Origin of the sequence: Saccharopolyspora galaxeae (assembly GCF_016526145.1) — a bacterium.
Classification (GTDB): domain Bacteria; phylum Actinomycetota; class Actinomycetes; order Mycobacteriales; family Pseudonocardiaceae; genus Saccharopolyspora_C; species Saccharopolyspora_C galaxeae.
Map to the genome: position 1 here is coordinate 1 of NZ_JADDUE010000026.1, position 10,391 is coordinate 10,391.

Genomic DNA, 10,391 nt, shown 5'->3' on the forward strand with positions numbered 1-10,391 from the left:
ACGATGGACGCAACGCTGGAAGCCCGTGATCAACGCATTCGCCATCACCTTCAGCGACCGCTGGCCGGCCGCTGAAACCTACTGACCGAACCGCCGGAAACACCGTTGATCGGACAGACCCCACCGCATCCGGGAGGGCGAACGGCGTTCGCGGTGCAGCGGGAAGTCGGGGGCACGGCTTCTTCCGTCGAGGTCATGGGAGAGCTCCCTTTTCGTGGTGGGGCATTCAAGAAGAGCGGAGTCAGGTAGTGGTCGCCGACGCGGCGTTGTCCCAGTCGGCGCGTTCGGCGACCAGTGCGCGCAGCGCCCGCAGCGGGCGGACCATGTTGACCCCGAGCGCGCCGGTGACGTGCCCGTCGCGGCCGAACACGGCGGTGAGCTTCCGGTCGGCGATGCTGCCGTCGACCACGCGCATCTGCTCCGCACCGCGTACCAGCCCGTAGACCTGGATCTTGCGGTCGTACTGGTCGGACCAGACATAGGGCACGGTGCGGAACGGCTGCGCACCGTCCGTGCCGGCGAGCATGTTCCGGGCCACGACCATGCCCTGTTCAGCCGCGTTCGTGCGGTGCTCGATGCGCAGCCGTTCGCCCGTCAGCGAATCGGGCCAGGACGCGACGTCACCGGCGGCCCAGATGTTGCAGCCGGCGTGCAACGTGTCATCACACTCGACACCGTTGCCCACGGTGATACCGCTGCCGTCGAGCCATTCGACGTTCGCCCGGGTGCCGATGCCGACCAACACCGCGTCGCCGTCGACGCTGCGGCCGTCGACCAGCCGCACGCCGGTAGCCCGCTCGCCGTCGTGGCACACGCGCTCGACCATCGCCTCGGTGACCACCCGGACCCCGTGCTCCTCGTGCAGCGCGGTGAGCATTCCGCCGATCTCGGTGCCGACGGCGTCGGACAGCGGCACGTGCTGGTCGGTCACCAGAGTGACCGCGCAGCCGAGTTCCCGCGCCACCGCGGCGGCTTCCGCCCCGATGAACCCGCCGCCGACGATCACCAAGTGCGGATGGGCGGACAGCGAGGCACGCAAGCTCAGCGCATCGTCGACGGTGCGCAGCAGGTGGGCACCTTCGATCCCGTCCATCCCGGCGATCGGCCTCGGCCGGACTCCAGTAGCCGCGACCAAGGCGTCGTAGTGCAGTTCGCTGCCGTCGGCCAGACGGACTTCGTGCGCCTCGGCGTCGACATTCTCCGCCGGAGAGCCGAGTCGATGGTCCACGTTCAGCTCGGCGTACGCCTCGGGTGCGCGCAGTTGCAACCGCGGAGATTCCCACTGCCCGGACAGCAGCTGCTTGGACAGCGGAGGCCGGTCGTAGGGCAGGTGCGGCTCGTCACCGACCAGCGTCAGCTCACCGTCGAAGCCGCCGCGCCGCAAACCCTCGACAACGGCCAGCCCCGCCGCCGAGGCGCCCACGACGACGACACGATCGAGCCCGGCCATCATTCCTCCACGGCGATCGCCGCAGCCGGGCACAGTTGAGCCGCGGTGCGCGCGTTCTCGTGTTCGGACTCCGGCGGAGCCTCGTCGAGCAGGATCACGACGCCGTCGTCGTCGCGCTGGTCGAACACCTCGGGCGCGGCGAGCACGCACTGCCCGGCGGCACAGCACTTCTCTTCATCCACGGTGATTTTCATGATGGGTCCTCCTGCTGTGGGATGCGCCGCGCGACGAAGCGGTCCGCTGCGGCGATGAGTCAGTGTTCGGTGGATGGCGGCGGGTGTTTTCTGCGGCCCGCCCCGGGAAACGCGGGCTGCTGATGACCACCCGTCCGCGCGGTGCGGTTTACCAGGTGACCGGCAGAGCCCGGACGCCGTAGTTCGTGCCGTGGGTGTCCATCGGGACATACGAGGGATCCACGGCCAGCCGCAGGTTCGGGAACCGCTCGATCAGCCGGGGCAGCACGGTCTTGAGCTCGGCCCGAGCGATGTTCTGTCCGAGGCACTGGTGCACCCCGTACCCGAAGGCCAAGTGGCGGCTCATCTTGCGGTCGAAATCGGCCATGTCCGGGTTGTCGAACGCCCGCGGGTCCCGGTTGGCCGCCGGCATCGCCACCACGACCAGATCACCCTCGCGGATTTGCGCGCCGCCGAGCTCCAGGTCTTCCGTGGCCACCCGACCGAGTCCGAATTGGACGATCGTGAGGTAGCGCAGCAGTTCCTCCACCGCGGTGCCGATCTTGGCGGGCTCATCGCGCAGCTGTTGCCACTTCTCCGGCTGGCTGAGCAGCGTCATGATCGACAGGCCCATCATGGCCGCTGTGGTGTCGTGCCCGGCGAACAGCAGCAGCGCACCGACCCCGGTCAGATCCTCGTTGGTCAGGATCGTGCCGCCCTCGTCGGCGATGCGGACCAGCTCGGCCAGCAGACCGGGCGAGTCCGGATTCGCACGCTTCTCCTCGACCAACTTCCCGATGTACTGCAGCAACCACTGCGCACCGGCGTCCCGTTGCTCACGCGGGTTGCTCATGTCCATCATCTGCTCGGTTGCGCCGTGGAACCCGTCCCGGTCCTCGTACGGCACACCCAGCAGCTCGCAGATCACCAGACACGGGATCGGCAGGCACAGCGCCTGCACCAGATCGACCGGCTCGTCGGTTGCGGCGATGGCATCCAGGTGCTCGTCCACGATCTTGTCGATGTACGGCTGCAGACGGTTCTGCACGGACTTCGGGGTGAACTTGCCGGCCAGCAGCTTGCGGTAAGCGCCGTGGTCGGGTTCGTCCATCATCACGAACATCGGAGGCAGCCCACCGCCGCCCTGCTGCTCGGCACCTTCAGGCTCCTCGCCCGGAGGGTTGTCGTGGCGCGGCCGACGGGCACTCATACGCGGGTCGGAGAAGACCGCGCTGCCTTCCTCGAACCGCGTCACCAACCAGCCCTCGGTGCCGTTCGGGAACGTCACCCAATGGACCGGCTGCTCCTCCTGCAGGGCCTGGTACTCGGGCGGCGGATCCAGCGGAGCGTCGCCGTCGCGCGTGGTGGGCATCGACTGAGTCATGTTCGTCCTTCCTCTTCCCGTGGGGATTGCGGTCAGTCCTGGTTCGGTTCTGCGGCCGTGGTGGTCTCCGCGACCGCTCGGGCGATTCCCTCGTGAACCGAGGTGGCGTTGCCCCACCCGACGTAGAACGCCAGCTGCAGCACTGATTCGTGCAGTTCGTCCGGCGTGCAGTCGCCACTGGCGAGGGCGCCGCGGGCCTGCACCTGCACCAGGTCCGCCCGTCCGAACGCGGCGGTCGCGCCGAGCACGAGCAGCCTCCGGTCCCTTGTGGACAGATCGGGCCGGTTCCAGACCTCGCCGAAGAGATGCTCGACCGTCTCCTTCAGAAACGGCCCGCTCTGCCCGTCGAGCGCGGCGCTGAAGCCGGGCCCGTACACCTCGTCCATCACCGCGCGCCCGCGCTGGTACCGGTCGTTCATTTCTCCTCCGCTCCGAGGGTCGCCTTCGCCTGGGAACGGGTGACGTCGACCAGCGGCAGGTCGAGCTCCAGCGCGCTCCCGAGCCGCTGCGCGGCGTCAAGATCCTTGTCCATCAACGGGAAGATCCCGCGCACGACCTCGGCGGCCGCTGCCTGTGCAGCAGGCCCGTCCAGTTCCGTGTCCGTCTTCGACACGCTGCTGAGCAGCGCCTTAGCGCCGGCCTCGTCCAGTCGCTGCATCCTCAGCAGCTGCAGCAGCGTGCTGCCGTTCGGGTCGGCCGTGGTGATGACCTGCATGAGCGTCTCCGCTGGCACGCCGGCGGCGTCCGCCAGCCCTGCCGCCTCAGCGACCGCGCGCCAGCAGCCGTAGGTCACGATGTTGCGCGCGAGCTTGGTCGCCATCCCCGCCCCGAGCGGACCGCAGTGCACGACCTCCTTGGCGAAGTCGGCCAGCACCGGCCGCGTCTTCTCGACCGTCTCCGCATCGCCGCCGACCATGGTGACCAGGCCGTTCTCGGCGGCCTTGTCACCCGGAGTGACACCGGAGTCGAGGAAGGCGACACCGGACGCGGCGCACACCTCGGCGAGTTCCCGCACGATCGACAGTTCGACGGTGCTCAGCAGCACGACCGTCGATCCGGGCTGGGCACCGGCCAGCAACCCGGACTCGCCGGTGATTACCTCCCGCGCCTGCTCAGCGGAGACAACGGCGATGAGCACCACGTCGCTGCGCGCGGCCACCTCCGCCGGGGAGCCCAGCAGTTCCGGATCACCCGGCAGCTCGGCGGCCTCCGGGCGAACGTCGTAGACCACCGGCACCCGGCCCCGACGGGCCAGGCTGATGGCGATTCCCCCGCCGATCATGCCGAGCCCGACGACGCCGGCGCGCAACGACCGGCCCTCTGCTGCTCCTGCGTCCATGTCCACTCCGTTCCCCGTACGCGGTCGGCTGGCGGAATCGCAGCCACCGCGCACGCCGGGCGCTGTCGCGAGTCCCTAGCCCTCCGCGCGATCGACAAGCCCGCCCGCAGCACCGCTCCGGGGAATCGCGTCGCCTGCCGCCCGACACGAAGAGTTACCTAACTAAGTTCACTTACAAGTATAGAGGCACCAACAGAACTGGAGGCCAGTAGCGACGGTGACTCCCGTCACACTCGAGTGGAAATCGCGCACCGCGGCACGATGCGGACAGCATCGCGCCCGAACCGCCCGGAAGGCGCCTGGTTCAGTCCTCGTCGTCGGTGATGGTCCGCGCGAGCATTTGCTCGATCGCGGTGTCCGGCGGCTGCGCCCCGTGCTGCGGCTCAGCGCTCACCAGAACGTCCACCAGGCCCCCGGCGAGCCCCGCGACCAGGTCTCGATCGGGCTCCAGCGACAGGCTGTGCTGCAACGAGAGCATCCCGTGCAGTCCGGTCCAGAGCGTGTGCGCGGCTTGTCGAGGTGGGAGGCCGACGGCGTACCCCGCTGCCAAGCACCGCTGAATCCCGCTCCGGAAGCTGCGGGCCACCAGTCGCGACGGGTGCCGGCCGAGCCGCTCCGGATCGACCGCTGGCTGGCGGATCTCGTACATCAACCGGTAGTGACCCGGGTTCCGCATCGCGAACCGACAGTAGGCGTGCACCTGCGCGAGCAGCCTCGCGCGAACGTCCTCCCCGGCCACCGCTTCATCGGCCAGTCGCATGCGGTCGGCCAGCTGCTCGTACTTGTCCGTCAACGCCGCCCACACCAGCTCCGCCTTGTCGCTGAAGTGCAGGTAGATGCTCGGAGCGGCCACGCCCACCTCTTTGGCGACCGCCCGCATGGTCAGCTTCTCGTCGCTGCCCCACTCGGCGAGCAACCGGTTCACGGCCTCGAGCACTTCCACTCGAAGCTGTTCGCCCTGCCCACGGGGACTACGCGGCCGATCGCTCATGGAGCCATGTTCACAGACGCTCTCATCGTGCGGGCATGACACGCCCCGGCCCGGGGACGGTGGGGCCACCCCCGGCCGGGTGTCGCCGTCAGTAGCCGGGTGGGACGGTCGAAGCGGTGAGCAGGGCGCTGCCGCCGTCGACGGGCAGGACCGTTCCGGTGATGAACGCGGCGTCGTCGGAGACGAAAAACAGCGCTGCCTTGGCGATGTCCCAGCCGGTCGCCGGGTACTTCAGCGGGACCATCGCCGCCCGCCCCTCGGCCACCTCGTCCCGCGGTTTGCCACTGGCTTGCGCCACCGAATCCACGCCCATCGGCGTGTCGACCATGCCCGGCGCGATCGCGTTGACCCGCACGCCGTGCGGTGCGTAGTCCAAGGCCAGCGATCGGGTCATCGAGTTCACCGCCGACTTCGACGTCGTGTAGACGATCGCGCTCGGCCCGGCCGCGAAACTCGCCAGCGAAGTGATGTTCACGACCGAACCGGAACCTTGCTCGCGCATGTGCGGCAGCACGTACCGGCAGGTCGACCACATGCCGGTGAGGTTCACGTCGAACCCGCGCTTCCAGTCCTGTTCGGACAGATCCTCGGTGCTGCCGGGCAGGACGATGCCAACGTTGTTGTGCAACACGTCGATGCGGCCCCAGCTGGTGATCGCGGCTTCGGCGATGCCGCGGCAGTCCTCGTCGCGGGTGATGTCGGCCTGGTGCGCCTCGGCCTTGAACCCTTCGTCTCGAACCAGCGCCGCGGTCTCGTCCGCCGACCCGAGTTCGCGGTCCACCACAAGCACCGCAGCCCCTTCACGGGCGTAGGTCAACGCAGCCGCCCGCCCGTTTCCCACGGTCTGTCCCGCGGTCTGCCCGCCGCCGACCACCACGGCGACGCGGCCATCAAGTTTCCCGGTCATCGCAGCCTCACGCCTCCGTCTCGGTGGATCCGGTCTGACCGGTGGTCTCGCGGATGATCGTCGACACGCTCGCCCCACGGGGCACGCCCGCGTAGTGCGCGATCTGCAGCGCCGTCTCCCGCATCTGGTCCGGGCTCAGGTCCCCGGAGTCCAGCGCTCCCCTGATGTGCCAGGGAAGTTCGCGCTCCGCACCAAGAGCCCCCAGAATCCCGAGGGTGATCAGCCTGCGGTCCCGATCGCTGAGCGCATCGTTGGACCACAGCTCGCCAAAAACGACCTTCACCGCGTGCTCCTCGACCGAGCGCGGTTCGATCGGAGGCGTCGGGGTGTTCTCGTCGACGCAGGTGACTTCGAGCATGCGTCGCAGTCCGCGCTCTCTGCGGTCATCGAGCGAATCGTTGGTCATGACGGCTCCTTTCACCAGGTGACGGGCAGTTCGTGCAAGCCGTAGGTGAGGTGGGTGTCGAGGAACCGCAGATCGGACTCCGGCACGGCCAGTCGCAGGTCGGGGATGCGGGCGAACAGCTTCGGCCAGGCGACCTGCATCTCCACCCGCGCCAGGTTCTGCCCGAGGCACTGGTGCACCCCGTGCCCGAAGGCCACGTGCCGCCGCTCGGACCGGGCGACGTCCAGGTTCTCCGGGTCCTCGAATACCTCGGGGTCGCGGTTGGCCGCGCCCAGCGAGCAGACCACGCCTTCACCGGCCTTGATCAGCTGGCCGCCGATCTCGGCATCTTCCAGCGCGACGCGGCGCGGCTCGGTCTGCGTGATCGTCCAGTACCGCAGCATCTCCTCGGTGCAGGTGCTGGCCAGCTTGTCCGGATCCGCGAGCAATTTGGCGCGCTGCTCGGGTTCCCGGATCAGCGCCAGCGCACCGAGTCCGAGCATGTTCGAGGTCGTCTCGTGCCCGGCGCCGATCACGAGCACGCCCAACCGGACGGCCTCGTCGAAGGTGATGTCCCCGTTTGGCACGTGCACGTTGACCAGCCGGCTCAGCAACCGCTCGTCGGAGTCACCCCGCTTCTGCTCCGCGTAGCGCGTCAGCAGGTCGACCACCTTCTGATGGGCGGCGATCTTGTCGTCGTACGGGGCCTCGATGTCGGTGACGAGCTTCATCGACTCGTGCAGCACGCTCGTCTCGGACTGGTCGACCCCCAGCACCTCGCAGATCACCGCCGTCGGCACCGCCAACGCGAAGTGCTCGATCAGGTCCAGCGGCCGGGGCTGTCCAAGCATGTCGTCGATCGCGGCTTCGACCAGCTCCGCGATGCGGGGCCGCCAGGACTGGGCCCGCTTCGCGGTGAAGTCCGGGTTGAGGATGCGGCGGGTGGGCAGGTGTTCGTCGCCCTCCTTGCGGAAGAACAGGCCACCTTCCACGTCCGGTTGCGACGGGCTGCTGTTGGGGAAGCCGGCCAACGTGACATCCCCGCTGAACCGCGGATCCAGCAGCATCTGCTGGACCTGGTCATGCCGCGTGAGCAGCCACGGCGAATCGCCGCGCCAGATCGTCACCCGGCGGGGCCTGCCGTCCTCCCGGGCCTCGGCGTAGAGGTCCGGCGGAGCGAACGGACAGCTGCGGGAAGCGGGAAAAGCAGGGTGCTCTGTGGTGCTGGTCATCCCAGAACTCCTAGATGTGTCCACATTGGTGTGAAGAAAAGGCGGGCAACGGCAACGAGATCGACGACCTTCCGACCGTCAGCTCGGGTCGATCGCCCTCACGCACAGGTCCGCGAAACGCTGCGGGAGCGATCACCTCGCGCCGGTGCGTTGAGCCCCAACCCGCGCGCCGTGCGGAGACGGGCCGCGCCCGCTCGCAGCGCGTCAGGGTCATTCGTGCACTGCGATCGCGGCAGCCGGGCACAGCTGCGCGGCGGTGCGAGCGTTGTCGTGCTCGGACTCCGGCGGAGCCTCGTCGAGCAGGATCACGACGCCGTCCTCATCGCGCTGGTCGAAGATCTCGGGGGCGCTCAGCACGCACTGGCCGGCACCGACGCACTTCGCCTCGTCGATAGTGATCTTCAAGATCCGTCCTTCACTGGTGGTGGGTGGCCGAACAACGCCGGCAGTCAGTCAACGCAAGTAAGTTTACACTTGTTAAATGACTGCACGCCACCCGTCCGGACCGTCACAAAGGCACTGAGTCACATAGCCGACAAGCGCGGCAAACCGGTCTTCACCAGCGAGTCCACCAGCTTCTCCACATACACGAACACATCACCCAGCGGCCACACGGCCTCGACAGCAGAGGACAACGTCAACCGCCCGTGCACCGACGACCACACGAACATCGCAGCCTGCTCCGGGGACTGGCTCAGCTCGATGCCCTGCTCCCGCAGCCGCACCACCGCCGCACGCCACCGCTCGGCCAGCTGCTCCGCCGAGCTCGGCACAGTGCGCATTTCGTCAAAGCCCGCCATCCCTGCCTTGAACATGATCCGGAAGTATCCGAGGTTCTCCAGCGCGAACCGGCAGTATGCCTGCGCCACCGCGATCAACCGCTCACTCGGAGCACCGCCCGCCGCCGCCTCGTCAGCAGCGTCCATCGCAGCCACCAACCGCGCGAACCCGTCCTGCTCGGCAGCGCGGCCCAACTCTTCCTTGTCCGCGAAGTGCCGGTAGAGCGCGGGCGCGGTCACACCCGCTTCGCGCGCCACCTCGCGCAACGACAGCGGCAACGGACGCATCCGCTCCTCGTCACCAACCAGACGAACCAACGCCGCCAGCACTTCATCGCGCAGCCGCTCGCCTTGCCCTCGCGGGTTGCGCTCGCGAGGCTCCCGCTCCGGGGCCCGATCTTCCATAGAGGACGAATCGTCTGCGCACATGCACCCAGACTGCCACGTCGCCCCGACGAGGCACGTGCTACCGGCGCCCCACATCGAATGTCCCCGCGAGGCCCCCGTTCACGCTCCCGCGATGCCCGACACCGCACCACGCAAGTTTGGTGGCCCAGGCTCGAACCACGCATCTCCGAAATCGTCGACCAACACCTCGATCTGCTCGACAGCACCGGGCCGGGCGCCGACTTGATCACGCACTTCGCGCTGCCCGTTCCCTCGCTGGTCATCTGCGAACTGCTGGGTGTTCCCTACGGTGACCGCGCCGAGTTCCAAGAACGCACGTCGAAGCAGACGGACACCTCGCTGCCGCGGGAAGAACGTGCGGCACTGGCCCAGGAGGGGCGGGCGTACATGGAGCGGCTGGTCGCCGCCGCGCAAGCCGAGCCGGGCGAAGACATGCTCGGGATGCACGTACGCGAGCACGACGAAACCCTCGACGCCGACGCGCTGACCAACATCGCCAGTCTGCTGCTGACCGCGGGCCACGAGACGACCGCGAACATGCTCGCCGTCGGCACCCTGGCACTGCTCACCCACCCCGACCAACTCGAATGGTTCCGGCAGCACCCGGAACACACCGATCAAGCGGTGGAAGAACTGCTGCGCTTCCTCAGCGTCGCGCATTCCGGCATCCCGCGGATCACCACGCGCGACGTGGAGATCGGCGGGACAACCATCCCGAAGGGCGACCAAGTCCTGTTCGCCCTCTCCCCCGCCAACCGCGACCCCCGGTTCATCGGCGAGCCCGACCGGCTCGACCTCACCCGCAAGCCGGGCGCCCACGTCGCGTTCGGCCACGGCGTGCACCACTGCCTCGGCGCACCACTGGCCAGGATGGAGATGCAGACCGCCTTCCCCGCACTGCTGCGCAGATTCCCGAACCTCGCCCTCGGAATCCCCGAGCACGACATCCGATTCCGGCCACACCACGTCGTCTACGGACTCGAAACGCTTCCGATCGTGTGGTGAACACCCCTGAAGCCAACAGCAGATCCACAGTCGACAGTCGCTCCAGATACTCGTCACGGACAACGGTGTCCGGCACCACCACGGTCACCGCAACTTCCGGAACGTCGCGCGGACGTCCTCGACCACCGCATCGGGATTCTCCCACGGCGTGAAATGACCTCCTCGGGCATGTGCCCCGATGTGCACGGGGTTGAACCACCTTCGCTGCTCGCCGTCGCGGGAGTGTCGGTCGAACGGTGTTTCCGGCCTGACGCGCCGGGCGAAGGTCCGGTGGGAAGGGCGCCGTGACTGATGGCATCCGATGCTGTGAGCACATCGAAAAGTGAGAAGAATTCAGG

Annotated in this window: 12 protein-coding genes; 1 reads left to right on the forward strand and 11 read right to left on the reverse strand. The window is 68.3% G+C overall.

Annotation, left to right across the window (positions count from 1 at the left end):
• Nucleotides 1–241: 241 nt before the first annotated feature.
• The 11 genes from INP57_RS29135 to INP57_RS29185 all read right to left on the reverse strand — a co-directional run bounded on the left by INP57_RS29135 (nt 242) and on the right by INP57_RS29185 (nt 9,045).
• Nucleotides 242–1,450, reverse strand: coding sequence for an NAD(P)/FAD-dependent oxidoreductase (locus tag INP57_RS29135; RefSeq protein ID WP_200073593.1), 1,209 nt, complete (start codon nt 1,448–1,450; stop codon nt 242–244).
• Nucleotides 1,450–1,644 (reverse strand): ferredoxin, encoded by a 195-nt coding sequence (locus INP57_RS29140; protein WP_200073594.1) that lies wholly within the window; start codon nt 1,642–1,644, stop codon nt 1,450–1,452. Before INP57_RS29140 ends, INP57_RS29135 begins: the two co-directional genes overlap by 1 nt.
• 148 nt (nt 1,645–1,792) lie before the next feature.
• Nucleotides 1,793–3,007, reverse strand: a complete 1,215-nt coding sequence (locus INP57_RS29145; protein ID WP_200073595.1) for a cytochrome P450 — start codon at nt 3,005–3,007, stop codon at nt 1,793–1,795.
• A gap of 32 nt (nt 3,008–3,039) precedes the next feature.
• The gene (locus INP57_RS29150) at nt 3,040–3,426 is read right to left on the reverse strand and encodes a carboxymuconolactone decarboxylase family protein (protein WP_200073596.1); all 387 of its coding nucleotides are present in this window, start codon (nt 3,424–3,426) and stop codon (nt 3,040–3,042) included.
• Nucleotides 3,423–4,346: an NAD(P)-dependent oxidoreductase gene (locus INP57_RS29155; RefSeq protein WP_200073597.1), complete on the reverse strand. Its 924-nt coding sequence runs from the start codon at nt 4,344–4,346 to the stop codon at nt 3,423–3,425. Before INP57_RS29155 ends, INP57_RS29150 begins: the two co-directional genes overlap by 4 nt.
• Before the next feature lie 304 nt (nt 4,347–4,650).
• Nucleotides 4,651–5,337 (reverse strand): TetR/AcrR family transcriptional regulator, encoded by a 687-nt coding sequence (locus INP57_RS29160; protein ID WP_200073598.1) that lies wholly within the window; start codon nt 5,335–5,337, stop codon nt 4,651–4,653.
• A gap of 88 nt (nt 5,338–5,425) precedes the next feature.
• Nucleotides 5,426–6,244 carry an SDR family NAD(P)-dependent oxidoreductase gene (locus INP57_RS29165; RefSeq protein ID WP_200073599.1) on the reverse strand — a complete coding sequence of 273 codons (819 nt, stop codon included), beginning with the start codon at nt 6,242–6,244 and terminating at the stop codon, nt 5,426–5,428.
• A 7-nt stretch (nt 6,245–6,251) separates the two neighbouring features.
• Nucleotides 6,252–6,650, reverse strand: a complete 399-nt coding sequence (locus INP57_RS29170; RefSeq protein WP_200073600.1) for a carboxymuconolactone decarboxylase family protein — start codon at nt 6,648–6,650, stop codon at nt 6,252–6,254.
• 11 nt (nt 6,651–6,661) lie between these two features.
• A complete protein-coding gene (locus INP57_RS29175; protein WP_200073601.1) occupies nt 6,662–7,861 on the reverse strand; it encodes a cytochrome P450 in 1,200 nt (399 codons plus the stop codon).
• A 210-nt stretch (nt 7,862–8,071) separates the two neighbouring features.
• The gene (locus INP57_RS29180) at nt 8,072–8,266 is read right to left on the reverse strand and encodes a ferredoxin (RefSeq protein ID WP_200073602.1); all 195 of its coding nucleotides are present in this window, start codon (nt 8,264–8,266) and stop codon (nt 8,072–8,074) included.
• A gap of 119 nt (nt 8,267–8,385) precedes the next feature.
• Nucleotides 8,386–9,045 carry a TetR/AcrR family transcriptional regulator gene (locus INP57_RS29185; RefSeq protein WP_200073603.1) on the reverse strand — a complete coding sequence of 220 codons (660 nt, stop codon included), beginning with the start codon at nt 9,043–9,045 and terminating at the stop codon, nt 8,386–8,388.
• Nucleotides 9,046–9,270: 225 nt separating this feature from the next.
• Between INP57_RS29185 and INP57_RS29190 the strand changes: the two genes are divergently transcribed.
• Entirely contained in the window at nt 9,271–10,053 is a 783-nt protein-coding gene (locus INP57_RS29190; RefSeq protein ID WP_233628749.1) for a cytochrome P450, read from the forward strand.
• Nucleotides 10,054–10,391 lie beyond the last annotated feature (338 nt).

What these genes read in the sequence shown, in the direction of transcription:
- INP57_RS29135 (WP_200073593.1), bottom strand. Translation starts at nt 1,450, where the DNA reads ATGGCCGGGCTCGATCGTGTCGTCGTCGTGGGCGCCTCGGCGGCGGGG.
- INP57_RS29140 (WP_200073594.1), bottom strand. Translation starts at nt 1,644, where the DNA reads ATGAAAATCACCGTGGATGAAGAGAAGTGCTGTGCCGCCGGGCAGTGC.
- INP57_RS29145 (WP_200073595.1), bottom strand. Translation starts at nt 3,007, where the DNA reads ATGACTCAGTCGATGCCCACCACGCGCGACGGCGACGCTCCGCTGGAT.
- INP57_RS29150 (WP_200073596.1), bottom strand. Translation starts at nt 3,426, where the DNA reads ATGAACGACCGGTACCAGCGCGGGCGCGCGGTGATGGACGAGGTGTAC.
- INP57_RS29155 (WP_200073597.1), bottom strand. Translation starts at nt 4,346, where the DNA reads ATGGACGCAGGAGCAGCAGAGGGCCGGTCGTTGCGCGCCGGCGTCGTC.
- INP57_RS29160 (WP_200073598.1), bottom strand. Translation starts at nt 5,337, where the DNA reads ATGAGCGATCGGCCGCGTAGTCCCCGTGGGCAGGGCGAACAGCTTCGA.
- INP57_RS29165 (WP_200073599.1), bottom strand. Translation starts at nt 6,244, where the DNA reads ATGACCGGGAAACTTGATGGCCGCGTCGCCGTGGTGGTCGGCGGCGGG.
- INP57_RS29170 (WP_200073600.1), bottom strand. Translation starts at nt 6,650, where the DNA reads ATGACCAACGATTCGCTCGATGACCGCAGAGAGCGCGGACTGCGACGC.
- INP57_RS29175 (WP_200073601.1), bottom strand. Translation starts at nt 7,861, where the DNA reads ATGACCAGCACCACAGAGCACCCTGCTTTTCCCGCTTCCCGCAGCTGT.
- INP57_RS29185 (WP_200073603.1), bottom strand. Translation starts at nt 9,045, where the DNA reads ATGGAAGATCGGGCCCCGGAGCGGGAGCCTCGCGAGCGCAACCCGCGA.